17 protein-coding genes and 1 pseudogene are annotated in these 19,002 nt (G+C 68.7%); 8 read left to right on the top strand and 10 right to left on the bottom strand.

From position 1 onward, the window contains the following. Positions 1 to 3: 3 nt before the first annotated feature. The 3 genes from ACFOW8_RS02560 to ACFOW8_RS02550 all read right to left on the bottom strand — a co-directional run bounded on the left by ACFOW8_RS02560 (position 4) and on the right by ACFOW8_RS02550 (position 2,751). A complete protein-coding gene (locus tag ACFOW8_RS02560; RefSeq protein ID WP_378544816.1) occupies positions 4 to 435 on the bottom strand; it encodes a MarR family winged helix-turn-helix transcriptional regulator in 432 nt (143 codons plus the stop codon). A gap of 75 nt (positions 436 to 510) precedes the next feature. After that, entirely contained in the window at positions 511 to 1,473 is a 963-nt protein-coding gene (locus ACFOW8_RS02555) for an o-succinylbenzoate synthase (RefSeq protein WP_378544813.1), read from the bottom strand. 108 nt (positions 1,474 to 1,581) lie between these two features. Beyond that, the gene (locus tag ACFOW8_RS02550; protein ID WP_378544810.1) at positions 1,582 to 2,751 is read right to left on the bottom strand and encodes a thiolase family protein; all 1,170 of its coding nucleotides are present in this window, start codon (positions 2,749 to 2,751) and stop codon (positions 1,582 to 1,584) included. 95 nt (positions 2,752 to 2,846) lie between these two features. Between ACFOW8_RS02550 and ACFOW8_RS02545 the strand changes: the two genes are divergently transcribed. Next, positions 2,847 to 3,359 carry a winged helix-turn-helix transcriptional regulator gene (locus ACFOW8_RS02545; protein ID WP_378544807.1) on the top strand — a complete coding sequence of 171 codons (513 nt, stop codon included), beginning with the start codon at positions 2,847 to 2,849 and terminating at the stop codon, positions 3,357 to 3,359. Between the two features lie 4 nt (positions 3,360 to 3,363). Here the strand turns inward: ACFOW8_RS02545 and ACFOW8_RS02540 are convergent, their stop codons facing one another. Next, a complete protein-coding gene (locus ACFOW8_RS02540; RefSeq protein ID WP_378544804.1) occupies positions 3,364 to 4,011 on the bottom strand; it encodes an NADPH-dependent F420 reductase in 648 nt (215 codons plus the stop codon). A 40-nt stretch (positions 4,012 to 4,051) separates the two neighbouring features. Next, positions 4,052 to 5,134, bottom strand: a complete 1,083-nt coding sequence (locus ACFOW8_RS02535; protein ID WP_378544801.1) for an ABC transporter ATP-binding protein — start codon at positions 5,132 to 5,134, stop codon at positions 4,052 to 4,054. 145 nt (positions 5,135 to 5,279) lie between these two features. Here ACFOW8_RS02535 and ACFOW8_RS02530 point away from each other — a divergent pair, with 145 nt between their 5' ends. From ACFOW8_RS02530 to ACFOW8_RS02510, 5 genes are all read left to right on the top strand, one after another. Next, on the top strand, positions 5,280 to 6,074 hold the full coding sequence (locus ACFOW8_RS02530; RefSeq protein WP_378544798.1) for an LLM class F420-dependent oxidoreductase: 795 nt from the start codon (positions 5,280 to 5,282) through the stop codon (positions 6,072 to 6,074). 71 nt (positions 6,075 to 6,145) lie between these two features. Continuing rightward, positions 6,146 to 7,936, top strand: coding sequence for an ABC transporter substrate-binding protein/permease (locus ACFOW8_RS02525; RefSeq protein WP_378544795.1), 1,791 nt, complete (start codon positions 6,146 to 6,148; stop codon positions 7,934 to 7,936). Continuing rightward, on the top strand, positions 7,933 to 8,658 hold the full coding sequence (locus ACFOW8_RS02520) for an amino acid ABC transporter ATP-binding protein (protein ID WP_378544792.1): 726 nt from the start codon (positions 7,933 to 7,935) through the stop codon (positions 8,656 to 8,658). The genes ACFOW8_RS02525 and ACFOW8_RS02520 overlap by 4 nt, the downstream gene beginning before the upstream one ends. 103 nt (positions 8,659 to 8,761) lie before the next feature. Continuing rightward, positions 8,762 to 9,058 carry a hypothetical protein gene (locus ACFOW8_RS02515; protein WP_378544789.1) on the top strand — a complete coding sequence of 99 codons (297 nt, stop codon included), beginning with the start codon at positions 8,762 to 8,764 and terminating at the stop codon, positions 9,056 to 9,058. Positions 9,059 to 9,497: 439 nt separating this feature from the next. Continuing rightward, the gene (locus ACFOW8_RS02510; RefSeq protein ID WP_378544786.1) at positions 9,498 to 11,555 is read left to right on the top strand and encodes a PhoX family protein; all 2,058 of its coding nucleotides are present in this window, start codon (positions 9,498 to 9,500) and stop codon (positions 11,553 to 11,555) included. Positions 11,556 to 11,768: 213 nt separating this feature from the next. Here ACFOW8_RS02510 and ACFOW8_RS02505 read toward each other — a convergent pair. The 3 genes and pseudogenes from ACFOW8_RS02505 to ACFOW8_RS02495 all read right to left on the bottom strand — a co-directional run. Beyond that, a pseudogene (locus ACFOW8_RS02505) lies at positions 11,769 to 11,966 on the bottom strand (type II toxin-antitoxin system Phd/YefM family antitoxin); the annotation flags it as partial. 65 nt (positions 11,967 to 12,031) lie between these two features. Next, positions 12,032 to 13,372 (bottom strand): glucosylglycerate hydrolase, encoded by a 1,341-nt coding sequence (gene ggh / locus ACFOW8_RS02500; protein WP_378544783.1) that lies wholly within the window; start codon positions 13,370 to 13,372, stop codon positions 12,032 to 12,034. Between the two features lie 54 nt (positions 13,373 to 13,426). Continuing rightward, on the bottom strand, positions 13,427 to 13,930 hold the full coding sequence (locus ACFOW8_RS02495) for a DUF6069 family protein (protein ID WP_378544780.1): 504 nt from the start codon (positions 13,928 to 13,930) through the stop codon (positions 13,427 to 13,429). A gap of 192 nt (positions 13,931 to 14,122) precedes the next feature. On the opposite strand from ACFOW8_RS02495, the gene ACFOW8_RS02490 reads away from it, so the two are divergent. Both ACFOW8_RS02490 and ACFOW8_RS02485 read left to right on the top strand, forming a co-directional pair. Then, the gene (locus tag ACFOW8_RS02490; protein ID WP_378544777.1) at positions 14,123 to 14,812 is read left to right on the top strand and encodes an SDR family oxidoreductase; all 690 of its coding nucleotides are present in this window, start codon (positions 14,123 to 14,125) and stop codon (positions 14,810 to 14,812) included. A gap of 280 nt (positions 14,813 to 15,092) precedes the next feature. After that, positions 15,093 to 15,878 carry a polysaccharide deacetylase family protein gene (locus ACFOW8_RS02485; RefSeq protein ID WP_378548398.1) on the top strand — a complete coding sequence of 262 codons (786 nt, stop codon included), beginning with the start codon at positions 15,093 to 15,095 and terminating at the stop codon, positions 15,876 to 15,878. A 29-nt stretch (positions 15,879 to 15,907) separates the two neighbouring features. Here ACFOW8_RS02485 and ACFOW8_RS02480 read toward each other — a convergent pair whose 3' ends face one another. Together ACFOW8_RS02480 and leuS are read right to left on the bottom strand one after the other, a co-directional pair. Next, positions 15,908 to 16,105 carry a DUF5808 domain-containing protein gene (locus tag ACFOW8_RS02480; protein WP_378544774.1) on the bottom strand — a complete coding sequence of 66 codons (198 nt, stop codon included), beginning with the start codon at positions 16,103 to 16,105 and terminating at the stop codon, positions 15,908 to 15,910. A 35-nt stretch (positions 16,106 to 16,140) separates the two neighbouring features. Beyond that, entirely contained in the window at positions 16,141 to 18,984 is a 2,844-nt protein-coding gene (leuS, locus tag ACFOW8_RS02475) for a leucine--tRNA ligase (protein ID WP_378544771.1), read from the bottom strand. Between the last annotated feature and the right edge of the window lie 18 nt (positions 18,985 to 19,002).

Here is a 19,002-nt window from a genome sequence, read left to right as displayed (position 1 = left end):
CTCTCATTTCTCTGCGAGGGTGGTGGTGAGCTTGCGTAGCAGTGCGCGCAGCGCGGTGACTTCCTCGGCGGACAGTCCGGCGATCTCGGCCATTTCGGCCGGAATCGAGCAGGCTTGCGCCCGCACCGCCCTGCCGCGTTCGGTGAGCGCGATGTGGACCCGGCGCTCGTCGTCGGCGGCCCGTCGGCGCTCGAGATATCCGGTCGCTTCCAGTCGCTTGAGCAGCGGTGACAGCGTGCCGGAATCCAGCTCGAGCGCCTTGCCGAGTTCGCCGACGGTGCGTTCGTCGTGTTCCCACAGTGCCAGCATCACCAGGTACTGCGGATAGGTGAGCCCGAGCCGCTCCAGCTTCGGGCGATAGACCGCCGTCATCGCCCGCGAAGCCGCGTAGAGCGGGAAACACAGCTGCTCGTCGAGGGTGAGCCCGTCGGTCATAACTAAACCGTAGCCCACAATTAAGTTGTACACAACTTAATTGTGGGTCGGAGGTGTCGATCCCGGACCGATCGGTCAGCCGGACGGGAGCAATGCGCTGACCCGCTCGTACCGCCGCAACCACCACTTCGTCCGTTCCGGATCGGGGTGGCGGAATTCGGCGAGCCGCGCGGGATCCGGTTCGGGCGGTGCTGTTGGGACCGGAAGATACCCACCGACAGGCAGCAGCGAATCGGTGACGAGGTCGCCCTCGAACAGTGCGAGAGTCCCGAGTCCGCAGGCGAATTCGAGGTCCGGCAGGGTGGCCGCCAATCTGATCTGCGCCGCAAGTCCGATGCTGGTCTCCAGGGCGGACGACACCACCGTCGGCAGCCCGGCCGCCGCGGCCACCGACAAAGCCCGGCGTACCCCACCCAGGGGTGTGCACTTGAGCACCGCCACGTCCGCCGCCCCGGATACCGCGACCCGCAGGGGGTCCTCCGCCCGCCGAATCGACTCGTCGGCCGCGATCGGGACGCCGACCCTCCGCCGCACTTCCGCCAGCTCCTCGACCGTCCGGCACGGCTGCTCCACGTACTGCAATCCCCCTGCGGCCCGGTCGATCTCACCGATATGCCGCACCGCGGTCTCGACATCCCACACCGCATTGGCATCCACCCGAATGGCGCCGTCTCCGATGGCCGCGCGCACCGCGGCCACCCGCGCCAGATCATCGGCCAGCGACCCTGGATGATCGGCGACCTTCACTTTCGCCGTAGCGCAACCGGATTCACGAACGATCTGCTCCGCGCGCCAGGCATCCACCGCGGGCACCGTGCAATTCACCGGAACTCGATCACGCACCGGGGCGGGCCACCCCACCTCGGCTTGCTCCACCGCCGTGGCAAGCCACCCCGCCGCCTCCCGATCGTCGTACTCGGGAAACGGGCAGAACTCTCCCCACCCCACCGCTCCCCGGATCAGCATCCCCTCGCGCACGGTGATCCCCCGGAACCGCGTACGCAGCGGAATCGCATAGACGAAGGTGTCGAAGTCCACGCCACGATCGTAGGCGGCTCGGCCCGGACCGTTCCCGCCTCGACCATCGTTCCCGGATCTGCCGCAACCTGCCCGCGGTGGCGTCCGGTGCGGACGCCACCGGCAGGCTCACAGTCGTTCGATGATGGTGGCGTTGGCCAGCCCACCCGCCTCGCACATCGTCTGCAGCCCGTAGCGGGCGCCGCGCTGCCGCATGGCGTGGACGAGGGTGGTGGTGAGGCGGGCGCCGGAGGCGCCGAGCGGGTGTCCGAGGGCGATGGCGCCGCCGTTGACGTTCACCTTGCTCAGGTCCGCGCCGGTCTCCTGCGCCCAGGCCAGGACCACGGGGGAGAAGGCCTCGTTGATCTCGATCAGATCGATATCGGACAGTTCGAGACCGGCTCGCTGCAGCACCTTCTCGGTCGCCGGGATCACGGCGGTGAGCATGAGCAGCGGGTCGTCCCCGGCCACGGCGAAGCTGTGCAGCCGGGCCAGTGGGCGCAGGCCGAGCTCGGCGGCTCGTTCGCCGGACATGATCAGCACGGCCGCGCTGCCGTCGCTGACCTGGCTGGCCGAGGCGGCGGTGATCTCCCAGCCGATCTGCGGGAACCGCGCGGCCATGGCCGGGTCATAGTAGGCGGGCCGCAGCGCGGCGAGGGTTTCCAAGGTGGAGCCGACCCGGATGCCCTCGTCGGTGCCCAATCCGTGCAGCGGCGCGAGTTCGGCGGCGAACAGGCCGTCCTTGGTCGCGCGGGCCGCCTTCTCGTGGCTGGCGAGCGCGAACTCGTCGAGCTGGGTGCGGCCGAGTCCCCACTTGGCGGCGATGAGTTCGGCGCTGATGCCCTGGGGGACGAGTTCGTCCGGGTAGCGCTCGGCGAAGGCGGCACCGGACAGGTCGGTGGCACCGATCAGGTTGGCGCCCATCCGAACTCGCCCCATGGACTCCACGCCTGCCGCGACGACGATGTCGTAGGCGCCCGCGATCACGCCCTGCGCGGCGAAGTGGATGGCCTGCTGGCTGCTGCCGCACTGCCGGTCGACCGTGGTCGCGGGCACCGACTCGGGATATCCGGCCGCGAGCGCGGCCCGTCGCGTCATATTCGAGCCCTGCTCGCCGACCTGGGTGACGATGCCGCCGATCACATCGTCGACCAGGGCCGGATCGATGCCGCTGCGCTCGATCACCGCGCGCAGGCTGTGCGCGAGCAGATCGACCGGATGGACGTCGTGAAGTGCGCCGTTGGGCTTGCCCCTGCCGATGGGGGTGCGTACCGCTTCGACGATGACCGCGTCTCGCATGGGAGTCCTCTTCTGCTCTCTGACTACACTTGGCAATAGCCAGACTAGGTGCTAACTATTACTGACTCAAGTCAGCTATGGGTATGATGTCGGTCATGGCAGCCGTGATGGAAGGAACCCTGGCCGATCTGAGCAAATGGGATACCGCGGGGTGTTCGATCGCCAGGGCGATGGATCTGGTCGGCACCCGCTCGGCGATCCTCATCCTGCGCGAGGCCTACTACGGCACCACCAGGTTCGACGGCTTCGCCCGCCGCGTCGGCATCACCGACGCGGCCGTGGCGGGCCAGCTTCGCAAACTGACCGCGGCGGGTCTGCTCGAAAAGCGCCCATACCAGGAGGAAGGCAAGCGGACCCGGCACGAGTACGTGCTCACCCGGATGGGCAGCGACCTGCTCCCCGCGGTCGTCGCCCTGTGGCAGTGGGGCGACACCTACCTGCAGCCCGGCCCGCCGCCGCTGCTGCGCGTCGACGCCGAGACCGGCGCACCGGTGCGCGTCGAACTACGCAGCGCCGACGGCGCCGAGGTGCCGCTGGAGCAGCTCGCCGTCCGGGTGAATCAGGACTACGTGCGCTATCGCGACGCCGAGCGCGCGAAGCACGACTGAGCGCTCACGGCGTGAATACGCCGATGTTCACATCCTCGGTGCCCAGCGCCTGGAACAGGCTCACCCAGAGCAGTACCACCGGCTCGGTGCTGCGGGCGGTGTGCAGCGGTCCGAGGTCGATGAGCTGATCCTGGGCCCAGCCGAAGCCGGTCAGCAGTTCGGTCACCTGCTTCTTCGCGTCGGCGTCGTCGCCGCTGAGGAAGATGTTGTGCTTACCCGGGATGCGACCAGGGTCGACCATCACCTGATTGTTCGTGGTGTTGAGCGTCTTCACCACCCTGGCGTCGGGGAACGCGGCCTGCAGCGACTCCGCGACGCTCCCCTCTTCGGGCACAACCAGTTTCGGCGGAAAACCCTGGGAGAAGTCGAGCGGATTCGACACGTCGACGATCACCTTGCCGCGCAGATTGTCCGCGCCTGCCGCGGTGAGCGCCGCCAGCGAGACCGTGCCCGAAGTCGCGTTGACGACCAGCTCGGCCCCGGCCGCCGCATCGGCGAAAGTGCCGTGCGTGCCGCCGGTTTCGGCGGCCCACGCGGTGGCATCGGCATTGTCGGCGGTACGTGACCCCATGGTCACCGCATGTCCGAGCTCGACCAGTTTCGTGGCGAGCCGCCTGCCGACCTGTCCGGTGCCGAGTACCGCGATACGCACGTCATTACCCCCGTAGCCGAGTTGTCCGCCGGATCCCGACTCAGCGTAGGCGGCTTCCGTCCTGCGCGCTGAAGAAGTAGACGTGCTCGGGGTCGGCGGTGAGCTCGAGGCGTTCGCCCTTGGCCGGCGGCCTGCGCCAATCCACTCGCGCCACCATGCTTTCCCCGGCCTGTCCGCCGGCGCCGTCGGAGAGCGCGCGACCGTAGACATAGGCGTCGGAGCCGAGCTCCTCGACCACATCGACCTCCATCCTGACGCCGCCGTTGCCCACCTCGAGATGTTCGGGGCGGATGCCGAGGACCACCGAGCCCGCACCTGCCTCGACCACCGAGCGCGGCACCCGGATCGGGTGGCCACCGATGGTGACGGCACCGTCGAGGACCGGCAGCGTGAACAGGTTCATCGCAGGCGAACCCATGAACCCGGCGACGAACATGTTGGCCGGATCGCGGTAGAGGTCGCGCGGGGAGGCGCACTGCTGCAGCAGCCCGTCCTTGAGCACGGCCACCCGGTCGCCCATCGTCATCGCCTCGACCTGGTCGTGGGTGACGTAGACGGTGGTGGTACCGAGCCTGCGCTGCAGCTGGGCGATCTGGGTGCGGGTCTGCACACGCAGCTTGGCGTCGAGGTTCGACAGCGGCTCGTCCATCAGGAACACCTGCGGCTGCCGCACGATCGCGCGGCCCATCGCCACGCGCTGGCGCTGGCCGCCGGAAAGCGCCTTGGGCTTGCGGTCGAGGTACTGCTCCAGATCGAGCAGCTTGGCCGCCTCGCGCACCCGCTGGTCGCGCTCGGCCTTGGACACCTTGGCCAGCTTCAGCGCGAAGCCCATGTTCTCGGCCACCGACATGTGCGGGTACAGCGCGTAGTTCTGGAACACCATCGCGATATCGCGATCCTTGGGTTCGGCGTGAGTGATGTCGTCGGCGCCGATCAGGATGCGCCCACCGTCGACCTCCTCCAGGCCCGCCAGCATCCGCAGCGAGGTGGATTTGCCACAGCCCGACGGGCCGACCAGGACCAGGAATTCGCCGTCGGCGATGTCGAGGTCGAGGGCGTCGACGGCGGGTTTGGTCGCACCGGGGTACAGGCGGGTGGCGCGATCGAAGGTCACGGTAGCCATGCGTAGCTCATTCTTCCCATCCCGGCAGGAACGTGCCGGACGATCCGAGAACAGGGTCGGGCCAGATCGTAGCGGCCGCGGGGAAGGGCCGCCGGATTCCGGGTAGCCTCGCTGGCGGAGCCCGGTGAGCGCAGAGGAGCACGGTGTGAGTCGTCCAGTTCGTATCGGAGTCCAGCTTCAGCCACAGCACGCGCCCGAGTACACGCTCATCCGTGATGCGGTGCTACGCGCCGAGGAGGCGGGTGTCGACATCGTCTTCAACTGGGATCACTTCTATCCGCTCACCGGTGACCCGGCCGGCGCGCATTTCGAATGCTGGACCATGCTCGGCGCGTGGGCCGAGCAGACCGAGCGGGTCGAGATCGGTGCCCTGGTCACCGGCGGCGGCTACCGTAATCCCGACCTGCTCGCCGATATGGCCCGTACGGTCGACCAGATCAGCGGCGGCAGGTTGATCCTCGGCATCGGCGGCGGTTGGTTCCAGCGCGACTACGACGAGTACGGCTACGAATTCGGCACGCCGGGCACCAGGCTGAACCTGCTCAAAGACAATATGGCCAGGATCAAAGCCAGGCTGGCGCGGCTGAATCCGCAGCCGACCAGGCAGATCCCGATCCTGATCGGTGGCGGCGGCGAGCGCAAGACGTTGCGGTTGGTCGCCGAATACGCCGACATCTGGCATTCCTTCGCCGACCTGGACACCCTGGCCCGCAAGAACGAGATCCTCGCCGAGCACGCGGCGGCCGTCGGTACCGACGCGGGCCGGATCGAGCGCTCGGTGCAGTGGCAGGGGCTGGCGCGGGCCGACGCGCTGCGCGCGGCGGGCGTGAGTCTGTTCACGGTGGGCGTCTCCGGTCCCGAATACGACCTGTCCACCCTGAAACAGGCGATCGACTGGCGTGACGAGGTGAACCCGGAGCTGCTGGAGGGTCTCGCCTGAGCGGGTGAGCCCGGTGTGCGCTGGCCGCGCGTAGCCCTCGCTGTGCAAGGTTGCGGCTAGGGTCTATCGCCATGGCTGGAGTGCGTGCTGTGCGAACCCGCGCGTGGATCGCCGCGCTGCTGTTGCTCGTCGGTGTCGCCGCGACGGGGTGCGGCGGGTCCGAGGGTGAGCAGGCGCGTGATTTGTGTTCGCCGCCGGGGCAAGGCGCGGCCGCGGCGGCACCGTCGAATCTCGCCGCCGCCGAGACCGCGGGGGTCGACCGCTACACCACCGCGTCCACCGTGCCGGTGGAATCCATCGACACCAGCAGGCTCGGCCTGCTCGATCCGGGCACGCTCAGTGTCGGCACCCTGTCGGACGCCCCACCGAGCATCTGTGTGAACGGGCAGGGCTCGTTCACCGGCTTCGACAACGAGCTACTGCGCGCGATCGGCGCGAAACTCGGCCTGCGGGTCGAGTTCTCCGGCACCGAGTTCGCCGGGCTGCTGGCCCAGGTCTCGGGTCGGCGGTTCGATGTCGGCTCGTCCAACATCACCACCACCGACGCGCGGCGCGAACTAGTCGGCTTCACCAACGGCTACGACTTCGGCTACTTCTCGCTGGTCGTGCCGCAGGGCAGCGGCATCGATACCTTCGCCGACCTGAACTCCGGGACGCGCATCGCGGTCGTGCAGGGCACGGTGCAGGACGAATTCGTGGTGAACCAGCTGAAGCTGGACCCGGTGAAGTTCCCCGACTACAACACCGCCTACGCGAACCTGAAGTCCGGCCAGGTCGACGCCTGGGTGGCGCCGTCGGCGCAGGCCGAGGGCGCGATCTCGCCGGGTGACGGAATCATGGTGTCGGAGAACACCTTCAGTCTCGACAACTTCATCGGCTACGCCGTGGCCAAGGACAATCAGCCGCTCGTCGACGCGCTCAACGCCGGGCTCGACGCGGTGATCGCCGACGGTACCTATGCCCGGCTGTACGCCGACTGGGTGCCGCGCGAACTGCCGCCCGGCTGGAAGCCCGGCTCCAAAGCCGCACCGGCACCGCAACTTCCGGACTTCGCGGCGATCGCCGCCGAACGGGCACCCGGCGAGACCGAGCAGGTCGCGCAGAAGCCGACGCTGGAACAGCTCAGCGCCACCTTCTTCGACTGGTCGCTGTACCGCCAAGCCTTTCCTGACCTGCTCACGACCGGTCTGCCGAATACGCTGATCCTGGCCGTGGTCTCCGGTGTGCTCGGCACCGTGCTCGGCATGCTCCTCGCGGTCATGGGTATCTCCCGCACGCGCTGGCTGCGCTGGCCCGCCCGGGTGTACACCGACATCTTCCGCGGCCTGCCCGCGGTGGTGATCATTTTGCTGATCGGCCTCGGCATCGGCCCGGTGACCAGGGGCATCACCGGCGGTAATCCGTACTGGCTCGGCGCGGTGGCGCTGGCGCTGCTCGCGGCCGCCTATATCGGCGAGATCTTCCGTTCCGGGATCCAGTCGGTGGAACCGGGTCAGCTCGAGGCCGCGCGCGCCATCGGTTTCGGCTACCGCCAGGCGATGACGCTGGTAGTGATCCCGCAGGGTGTGCGGCGGGTGCTGCCCGCGCTGATGAACCAGTTCATCGCGCTGATCAAGGATTCCTCGCTGATCTACTTCCTCGGTCTGCTCGCCTCCCAGCGTGAATTGTTCGCGGTCGGCCGCGACCTCAACGCCCAGACCGGGAACCTGTCGCCGCTGGTGGCGGCGGGCCTGATGTATCTGGTGCTGACCATCCCGCTCACCCACCTGGTGAACTACATCGACGGCCGGATGCGCACCGGCAAACCGACGCCCGCCGACCCGATCGAGCAGGCTGTGATCACGGAAGGGCGTGGGGTATGAGTGCTTCACTCACCGGTACCGGTCTTCATCTCACGCTGGGCAACAATCACATCCTGCGCGGAGTCGACATCCACGTCGAGGCCGGGCACGCGACCACCGTGATCGGCCCGTCGGGCTCTGGCAAGTCGACCCTGCTTCGGGTACTCAACCGCTTGCACGAGCCCGATGCCGGTGATGTGCTGCTCGACGGCAAGTCGGTGCTGCGCGACGACCCGGACGAGCTGCGCCAGCGCATCGGCATGGTGTTCCAGCACTTCAACCTGTTCCCGCACAAGAGCGTCGCGGACAATATCGCGCTCGGCCCGCGCAAGCTACGCGGGCTCTCGGCCGAGCGGGCGCGGACGCTGGCGCTGGAACAGCTCGAGATCGTCGGCCTCGCGGACAAGGCCGATGCCAGGCCGGCGTCGCTGTCGGGTGGGCAGCAGCAGCGGGTCGCCATCGCCCGCGCGCTGGCCATGAAACCGGAGCTGATGTTCTTCGACGAGGCGACATCGGCGCTGGACCCGGAGCTGGTCAAGGGGGTGCTCGCGCTGATGGCCGACCTCGCCGCGGGCGGCATGTCGATGGTCGTGGTGACCCACGAGATGAGCTTCGCGCGCAGTGTGTCCGACAGCGTGGTGTTCATGGATCAGGGCGTGGTGGTCGAGACCGGCACTCCCGATGCGGTGTTCGACGACGCGAAGACCCCGCGTCTCCGGCGGTTCCTCGATCAGGTCCTCTGACCAGGTACTTTCCGGCGACCACGGGTTTCAGCAACGCATGCGCAACTGTTAATGTGAGGGCGTTCCACCTGCAATCGACCGGTACTGATACAGGGAGATAGGCATGACGACAGCACATGTAGAGCATCAGGGACACACCCACGTGCACGGCCCCACCTGCGGGCATGTCGCGGTGCCGCACGGCGACCACGTCGACTACGTGCACGACGGCCACCTGCACCGCGAACACGAAGGCCATTTCGACGAGTGCGAGCCCGCGGCACACGTCGAGCACACCACCCACGAGCACGCGCACGGCCCCGGCTGTGGGCATGTCGCGGTGCCGCACGGCGACCACGTCGACTACATCCACGACGGTCACCGGCACGCCGCCCACGACGGGCATTACGACGAACACTGAGCCGCGGCGGCCGTCTCGGACCGACGTCGGCGGCGGCACTGTCATGGTCGGCTGACTGATCCCTGGGGAGCGTCGTCAGCCGAAGACAGTGGCGAACGCCGCCCGAGCTGCGGGGAGTTCGCGGGGGTCGGGTCGGCGCGCCGGGCGCGCTGCCAGTCGAGGAGCACGGGGGATCGGATCGGGGGATTCGTGCGCCGCGTCCACCGCGCAGATCGCTTCCCGGAGCGGATGCGCGGTGGACGGGGTGAGTGGGTGGGGGCGTGGTCGGTGGGGAGCGGCCACCGGGTGGGGGATGACCAGTTCGGCGTTCTCGCTCTCGCCGGAGTACTCGGCGAGTACACCACTCGCCGAGTTTTGGTCGTGTGTTCACCTACCCGTTCCCGACGGCTCGTCTGTGCTGCCTACGGTTCTGCGAATCCGACCTACCCGGGAGCCAATCGTGAGTCTCAAACCGCTCGCCCTGTTCGTCAACCACGACGGCCAATCGTCCCGATCCGCCACCACCTGCACCTACAAGTGCGGTAACGCCTGCTTCCACGAGGTTCCCAACGCCTCGGCGGGCGAGTACTTCGGTGACATCGTCGCCCGGCTCAACCGGCGCGGCCTGCTCAAGGGCGGTGCGGCGGCGGTCCTCGCGGTCGGCGCGGCGAGCGCGCTGGCAGCCTGCGGCGACGACACCACCGATGGCACCGACGCGTCGCCGTCCGGTTCGCCCGGCACCGGCACCGGGTTCACCCCGGTCGCGCCGAACACCGAGGACGCCGTTGTCGTGCCGGAGGGCTACGAGCAGGGCGTGATCATCCGCTGGGGTGACCCGGTCATCGAGGGCGCGCCGCAGTTCGACTTCGAGGCCCAGACCGCGGCCGCCGCGGCCCAGCAGTTCGGATACAACTGCGACTTCGCCGGCCTGCTGCCGATCGAGGGCTCGCCCGACAAATTCCTGCTCGTCGTGAGCCACGAGTACAGCACCGAGCCGATGATGTTCCGTGGCTACAACGCCGACGCGCCGACCCGTGAGCAGTTCGACATCGCCCTGGCCTCGCACGGCCTCAGCGTGGTCGAGGTGCACGGCGAGTCCGGCACCGGCAAGCTCACCCCGGCCTTCGGCAAGTACAACCGCCGCATCACCGCCACCACCGAGTTCGAGGTGCGCGGTCCGGCCGCGGGCAGCGACCTGCTCAAGACCAAGGCCGACCCCACCGGCACCAAGGTCCTCGGCACGCTGAACAACTGTTCCGGCGGCGTGACGCCGTGGGGCACCGTGCTCTCCGGCGAGGAGAACTTCAACCAGTACTTCGGCAACGCCGAAACCGTCACCGACGCCGATGCCGCGAAGAAACTGAAGCGCTACGGCATCAAGGGCGCGGCGTCCGACCGCAAGTGGGAGACCTTCGACCCGCGCTTCGACCTCGCGCAGGAACCCAACGAGGTCAACCGCTTCGGCTACGTGGTCGAGGTCAACCCGTGGGACGCGTCGTCGGCGCCGGTCAAGCACACCGCGCTCGGCCGCTTCAAGCACGAGGCCGCGACCATCCACGTGGCCGGTGACGGGAGCGTGATCGCCTACTCCGGTGACGACGAGCGCTTCGACTACATGTACAAGTTCGTCTCCGCCAAGAAGGTGCAGTCGGGCACCGGCGCGTCCGCCATGCGCCACAACATGACCATTCTCGACGAGGGCACCCTCTACGTCGCCAAGCTCACCGGTGACCACGCCGACGAGATCGACGGGTCAGGCAAGGTCCCCGCAGGCGGTTTCACCGGTAAGGGCCAGTGGATTCCGCTGCTGGAGACCGGTGCCGACGGCAAGGGTAAGTCGCTGGTCGACGGTATGTCGGCCGAGGACGTCGCGGTCTTCACCCGTCTCGCGGGCGACAAGGTCGGCGCCACCAAGATGGACCGCCCCGAGGACTTCGAGGCCAACCCGAAGTCGGGCAAGGTCTACGTGGCGCTCACCAACAACTCCAACCGCGCCAAGGACGACAACCCTGGCGTCGACGAGGCCAACCCGCGCAAGCTGAACAAGAACGGCCAGGTCCTCGAGATCGACGACGACCACACCGGCACCGAGTTCACGTGGTCGCTGCTGCTGGTGTGTGGTGACCCGGCCGCCGCCGACACCTACTTCAGCGGTTTCGACAAGTCGAAGGTCAGCCCGATCTCCTGCCCGGACAACCTGGCCTTCGACCCGTACGGCAACCTGTGGATCTCCACCGACGGCAATGCGCTGAAGTCCAACGACGGCCTGTTCTCGGTGGTGCTCGACGGCGACAACCGCGGTGAGACCAAGCAGTTCCTCACTGTCCCCAAGGGCGGGGAGACCTGCGGCCCGATCATCACCGAGCAGCGCGTGCTCGTCTGCGTGCAGCACCCGGGCGAGGCCGACGACGCCACGCCCGAGAACGCGAGCTCGCACTGGCCCGACGGCGGCACGGCCCAGCCGCGTCCCTCGGTGGCGGTCGTGTGGAAGAAGGAAAGCGGCCGCATCGGCATGTGATCCCCGCTGACGGAACCGGTGCTCGACTTGGCGAGTACCGGTTCCGTCGTGTCGGGGCAGGTCCGGTGGACGTCCCGGCGATGGTTGACATCGACCACGGTGACGACCATGCGTTTGTCATCGATTCGGTAGATCACCCGGTAGGTGCCGCGACGTGCGGAGAACCGCCTGCGCGAGCTCGTCTGTGGTGAAGGCTTCTCCTCTGGCGAGTTCGGCGTCGGAGGCGATCAAACGGCCGACTGTCTCCGGATCCGACAGGATCGCGATCGTCTCCTCCATGGATTCGAGATCGTCGACCGCCACCAGCACGGCTGCGGGCTCGCCGTGCACGGTGATCGTTACTCGCTCATGCGTGCTTCGCACGCGGGTGACCAGCTCGGAGTGGGTCGCCTTCACTTCCGCCGATTTCATAGTCATAAGTATGACCAAATTGGCGCGGCGCAAGATGTGCCGCGTACGACTGAGGCGGTGTCGGCTCAGCCGAGCCAGTCGAGGACCGAGGCGGCGGTCCAGGACTGCTGCATGCTGCCCAACGGCGCGCCGGTGAACGGTTCGTAGTATTCGGCGAAGCTGCCGTCGGCGGCCTGGCGGAGGCCCTCGGTGCGCAGCATGTTGGCGCGTTCGGCCCAGCCGCGGCGGGCGAAGGCCCAGGAGAACAGCCAGCTCATCACCGGCCAGACCGGGCCGCGCCAGTACTCGCGGGGGCGGAAATCCTTGGCCACCGGTGAGGTCGACGGCGGCAGGGCGTAGCGCAGGTCCGGGTGGCCGCAGAAGCGCGGGCCTTCGAAGGTGTTGAGCAGGGCGCGTTCGGCCTGGCGCGACAGGCCGCCGGACAGCAGCGGCGCGAACATGGCCAGTGTCTCGGTGCTGATCCAGCGTTGCAGCCGCACGTCGAAATCTCGGGCGGCACCGGTGCGTTCGTCGGTGGTGGCGACAACCCCGGCGCGGAAGCGGTCGGCCCAGCCGAGCAGTTCGCGCACATCAGCGTGCGGCTGCTTGTACTCCTCGCCGATATCGGCGAGGACCTCGCAGGCGAGCGCGAAGATCGCCGAGACGAACACGTCCTCCACCGCGAAGCTCATCACCGAGGTGAGCTGGAAGTCGTCATAGGACGCGCGTCGCATCTGCTCGACCAGCCACAGGTAGCGGTCGTACTCGCGATCACTCGGCCGCTGGGTGGGGTCGGAGATGACCGCGGTGTCGGCGCGCCGGTAGGGCGGCAGGTCGGCGCCCGGCACCACATTGGCGTAGGCGCGATCCCAGCGCGGCGAGTTGTCCATGCCGGATTCCCAGCCGTGATAGAGCGTGACCCGCCCGGCCTCCTTGGGGTCGCGGGCGTGCGCGAGCCAGCGGTGCCAGCGCACCAGGTCGGGCCAGCGGCGATTCAGGAACTCCTCGGCGACGGCCCTGGTCGAGCGGCCGTGCCTGCGGGAGTGGTCGAGGATGCGCTGCACGGCGATGGCGTGCACCGGCGGCTGGGTGATGCCGGAGGTGTCGGGCCCGTCGGGGGCGTTGGCCGCCAGCCTGCGGCACTCCCAGCGGGCCGGTCCCGGGAAGTATCCGTCGACGCCGTTGGCGAACACGATGTGCGGGATCATCCCGTTCTTCCACTGCGCCGACAGCAGCGTGTCGAGTTCGACTACCGCGCGCTCCACGCTCAACGGGGCGAGCCCGACCGCGACGAACGCCGCGTCCCAGCTCCACATGTGGGGGTAGAGGCGGGGCGCGGCGCTGGTCATCGTGCCCAGGTCGTTGCCGCGCAGCAGGTAGGCGGCGCGGGCCGCGAGCTGCGTTGGGGTGAACCCGGGGTCGGTCATCTGTCTATTCTGCGGCTGCCCCGGCCCGACGGCATCTCGGCACGGCTACGACTATCAGTACCCGCCTTGACGCACGTCGTTCTGCGCGGCGCTACCGACCGAGTTCAACATGGTGGTGATGGCAAGGCCGACCACCAGGTTGAGCGATGCGGTGGCGATCTTGGCGTCGAGGTCGGCGATGAGTGTGAACGGCAGGATCACCGCGACGGCAGTGCACAGCAGGCAGATCCAGGTGAAGAAGGTCATCGGGCTCGGCATGGCAAGCAGCAGCACCATCAGCAGCGCCGTCGCCAGCAGGGCGGCGCCTGCGGCGGCCACCGCGTAGGACGTTGTCGACACCGAGCCGTAGGCGCCCGCACCTTCCGGGGCCAGGATCGCGATGCCGAGTACGCCGCGGATCAGCATGATCGCCACCACCACGAGCAGGGCCGCGACGACCGCGGTGCCGACACCGCCCGCCCACAACTTGCCCACATTGATCTTGGGCTGCGGTGGCTGTCCCTGGTTCGGTGGATACTGCGGGTTCGCTGGATCGTAGTTGTACCGGGGATCGGTCATTCCTCGACGGTACAAGCGAGGGCCGCTGATCTGCGTGGAAATGGGCGCGGTGTCGGAACCGGTCCGGCCATGCGCCGGATTTGCCGGAATTAGGGGCGGGTTTGTCGCGGGGCGGGGGCGCGCCTCGTCGCTTCGGCAGCCCACTGCGGCCACGCGTGCAGGTCGACCAGTGTCTGCCGTTAGCGTGGGCGCATGACGGTGACCAGTCCTCCCAACCCGACCGCCTTGATCACCGGTGCCAGCCGCGGACTCGGCGCGGCGATCGCCCGCGAGCTCGCGCCGACCCACCACCTGCTGCTCGGCGCGCGCTCCGCCGACGCGCTCGCTCCGATCCTGGCCGAACTGCCCGCCGCGACCGGGTGGCCCGTCGCGCTCACCGACTACCCGGCCGTCGCCGCCGCGGCGCAGTCGATCGAGCGGCTCGATGTCCTGGTCCACAACGCCGGGGTGGCCGATCTCGGCACGGTCGCCGGGTCCTCGGTGGACCAGTGGCGAACCACCATCGAGGTCAACCTGATCGCCGTTGCCGAGCTGACCAGAATCCTGCTGCCAGCCTTGCGTGCCGCGAACGGCCATGTGGTGCTGATCAATTCGGGTGCCGGGCTGCGCGCCAACGCGGGCTGGAGCTCGTACGCGGCGAGCAAGTTCGGCTTGCGCGCCCTCGCCGACGCGCTGCGCCTCGAAGAACCGACCCTGCGGGTCACCTCGATCTTCCCCGGCCGCATCGACACCGACATGCAGCGCGAGATCGTCGCGGGGGAGGGGCGCGAATACCGGCCCGAGGAGTTCCTCACCGCGGAAACCGTGGCCGGGGCCGTGCGCGCCGCCGTCGACACGCCGCGAGACGGCCATCCGACCGAGATCATCCTGCGCCCGCGCTGAGAACGCCGTCGCTGGTGGATGCGTGCGCCGGTCGCGAACGCTGGTGAACCGGGCGGTGAGGCGCTTGAACCGGCTCCGGACGCCACCGCATGGCGTCCGCCGGCGTCGTGGCGGGTTCGGTAGCCTCGCTTTCCGGGCGGGCGCGCCGTGAGGTTCGCCCGCTGCCCGCCGATGCGGCTGCCCCCGCGGGTGGTGGGTGTGGTCCCGCTGTTCTGATCCGCGCTCCGGTCGCTAGGCCGGGCGAGTGTTCGAGGAGGGTACGCCGGTGGATCGACGTCGCATGCTCGCGCTGCTGACCGCGGGTGCCGCGGTCGCGCTGACCGGCTGCGCGACCGCGGGCGGAGAGACCGTCGAGGCGGGCTCGGGCGGCGAGCTGCCCGCGCCACCGCAGCCTCCGGCTCCGCCCCGTCCGCTGCTCCCGCCACCACCGGGCGGGCCGAAGTCGACCATCCCGGCCGCGACCATCACCGAGCTCCCCGGCCCCGGAACGAGCATGGCCCTGACCGTCGACGACGGCGCCAGCCCCGAGGTTGTCGGCGCCTACGTGCGGTGGGCGAAGGACACCGGCGCCCGCTTCACCTTCTTCGTCACCGGGTACTACGAGTCGTGGACGATCCATCGCGACGCGCTGCGCCCACTGGTCGACGCGGGCCAGATCCAGCTGGGCAACCACACCTGGGATCACCCGGCGCTCACCGGGCTAGCCGCGAGTGGCATCGCCGACCAGCTCGGCCGCACGAAAGCCTTCCTGCGCAACACATTCGGCGTCGACGGCACCCCCTTCTACCGCCCACCCTTCGGCTACCACAATGCCGCCGTCGATCGCGTCGCCGCCGACCTCGGCTACACCGTCCCTACGATGTGGGACGGCTCGCTCTCGGACTCCGGCCTGATCACCGAGGAATACCTGATCGAGTGCGCGCGAAGGTATTTCGCCGCCCAGAAGATCATCATCGGCCACGCCAACTTCCCGCCGGTCACCCACTGCTACGGACAGCTCGTCGACATCATCCGGGAACGCAATTTGGCCCTGGTCACCTTGAACGACGTGGTGCGGGTCGGTTGATAAGGCGGCGGGCGGCCTTGCGCGCCTGATCACTCTCGCCAGTGGAGCAGGCGGTAGACGTTCAGGTCGTAGCCCCAGCCGAAGGCCTTCGGGGTGAAGACGCGCGGATCGTCGGGGTTCCAGTAGCGGGCCTTCAGCCTGGCGACTGTCGGTCGGCGCCAGTCGTAGGGCATGCCCGCGAAGGTGCCCTGGGGGGCGGGAACCCGTTCGTCGTCGGTGTCGGTCATCGCTGCTTCTCCTTCGGCGAACGGGTGGCCTGCGCTCAGGGGACGATATTCACCATCTTGCCCGGAACGACGATCACCTTGCGCGGAGCCGCGCCGTCGAGCAGGGCGAGCACCTTCTCGTCGGCCAGCGCGGCGGCCTCGATCGCGGCCGGGTCGGCGTCGGCGGGCACCTGGATGCGGCTGCGGACCTTGCCTTTCACCTGGATCGGGTACTCCACCGAATCCGCGACGAGCAGGGCCGGGTCGGCGATCGGGAAGGGGCCGTGCGCCAGCGCCGTGGTGTGGCCGAGCCGCTCCCACAGTTCCTCGGCGATATGTGGGGCCAGCGGCGCCAGCATGAGTACCAGCGGTTCCACGGCGGCGCGGGGCGCGCCGTCGGGGTAGTTCTTGGTGAGGTGGTTGGTCAGCTCGATCAGCTTGGCGCCCGCGGTGTTGTCGCGCAGCGCGGCCAGATCCTCGTCGACGCCTGCGATGGTGCGATGCACCAGGCGCAGCGTCTCGTCCGACGGTGCCGCGTCGGTGGCCTTCACCGCACCGGTCTCCTCGTCGATCGCCAGGCGCCACACCCGCTGCAGGAAGCGGTGCGCGCCGACGACGTCCTTGGTCGCCCACGGGCGCGAGGTATCGAGCGGACCCATCGACATCTCGTAGAAGCGGAAGGTGTCGGCGCCGTACAGATCGCAGATCTCGTCGGGTGAGATGGCGTTCTTCAGCGACTTGCCGATCTTGCCGTACTCCTGGGCGACCTCGATCTCCACGCCGTCGGGCCCGGTCCAGAAGAACTTCGCGTCGCGCTCGACCACCTCGGCGGCGGGCACATACGTGCCACGGGCGTCGGTGTAGGCGTAGCCCTGCACGTAGCCCTGGTTGAACAGCCGCCGGTAGGGCTCGCTGCCGGACACGTCACCCAGGTCGAACAGGACCTTCTGCCAGAACCGCGCGTACAGCAGGTGCAGCACCGCGTGCTCGACACCGCCGACGTACAGGTCGACACCGCCGGGATCGTTCGCGCCGTGCTCGGCCGTGCGCGGGCCCAGCCAGTACTTCTCGTTCTCGGCGGCGCAGAACGTCTCGGTGTTGGTCGGGTCGGCGTAGCGCAGCTGATACCAGGAGCTGCCTGCCCAGTTGGGCATGACATTGGTGTCGCGGCGGTACTTCTTCGGCCCGTCGCCCAGGTCGAGTTCCACGTGCACCCAGTCGGTGGCCTTGGCCAGCGGCGGGGACGGCTCGGAGTTCGCGTCGTCGGGATCGAAGGTGACCGGCGCGAAGTCTTCCATCTCCGGAAGTTCCACCGGCAGCATGGATTCCGGCAGCGCGTGCGCCACACCCTGCTCGTCGTAGACGATCGGGAACGGCTCGCCCCAGTAGCGCTGGCGCGCGAACAGCCAGTCGCGCAGCTTGTACTGGACCTTGCCGGTGCCGTGGCCGTCGGCCTCCAGCCTGCCGATCATCACGGCCTTGGCCTCGTCGACGGGCAGGCCGTTCAGGTAGTCGGAGTTCACCAGTTCGCCGTCGCCGGTATGGGCGCCGGTGGTGACGTCGCCGCCGGAGATCACCTCGACGATCGGCAGGTTCAGTGCGGTGGCGAAGTCCCAGTCGCGGCCGTCGTGGCCGGGCACCGCCATGATCGCGCCGGTGCCATAACCGCTGAGCACGTAGTCGGCGATGAAGATCGGCACCTGCTTGCCGTTGGCCGGGTTGGTGGCGTAGGAGCCGAGGAAGACGCCGGTCTTCTCCTTGTTCTCCTGCCGCTCCAGATCCGACTTGGCCGCGATCGACTTGCGGTAGGCCGCGACGGCTTCAGCCGGAGTCGCGGCGCCGCCGTTGGTCCAGCCCTGGTCGGTGCCGTCGGGCCAGGCGGACGCGGTCAGCTTGTCGACCAGCTCGTGCTCGGGGGCCAGCACCACATAGGTGGCGCCGAACAGCGTGTCGGGCCGGGTGGTGAACACCTCGAGCATCTCGCCATCGGCGGCGAACCGGACTTGCGCCCCGCGCGAGCGGCCGATCCAGTTGCGCTGCATGGACTTCACATTGTCCGGCCAGTCCAGCTCGTCCAGGTCGTCGACCAACCGGTCGGCGTAGGCGGTGATCCGCATCATCCACTGCCACATGCGCTTACGGAACACCGGGAAGTTCCCGCGCTCGCTGCGCCCGTCGGCGGTCACCTCTTCGTTGGACAGCACCGTGCCGAGTCCGGGGCACCAGTTCACGATCGAATCCGACTGGTACACCAGGCGATACGAGTCGATCAGCGCGCCGCGCTCGGCCGCGCTCATGCTGTTCCAGTCGCCGTCGGGCACCGGGCGCGCACCGGTGGCGAACTGCTCCGCCAGCTCAGCGATCGGGCGGGCCTTCCCGGCCTCCTGGTCGTACCAGGCGTTGTAGATGCGCAGGAAGATCCACTGGGTCCAGCGGTAGTACTCGGGGTCGGTGGTGGCGAACGACCGCCGCGGGTCGTGGCCGAGGCCGAGCCGGTCCAGCTGCCGCTGCATGGTGGCGATATTGGATTCGGTGGTCACCCGCGGGTGCGCGCCGGTCTGCACCGCGTACTGCTCGGCGGGCAGGCCGAAGGCGTCGTAGCCGAGCGCGTGCAGCACGTTGCGTCCGCGCATGCGGTGGTAGCGGCCGAAGACGTCGGTGGCGATGTAGCCGAGCGGATGGCCGACGTGCAGACCCGCGCCGGAGGGGAACGGGAACATGTCCTGGATGAACAGCTTGTCGGCGGGGGTGTCCCCGGCGAGCGGGCCGACCGGGTTGGGCGCGTTGAAGGTGCCGCGCGCGCGCCAGTTCTGCTGCCAGCGTCGCTCGATCCGCCCAGCCAGCTCGGCGTTGTACCGGTGCTGAGGTACGTCACTCTCGGTGGTACGAGTGTCCTGCACGGTCCTGCCTTCTTGTCG

Origin of the sequence: Nocardia rhizosphaerae (genome assembly GCF_042650365.1) — a bacterium.
GTDB lineage: Bacteria > Actinomycetota > Actinomycetes > Mycobacteriales > Mycobacteriaceae > Nocardia > Nocardia rhizosphaerae.
The sequence above is the reverse complement of the archived record's forward strand: the minus strand, read 5'-3'. Positions and strand labels throughout refer to the sequence as shown.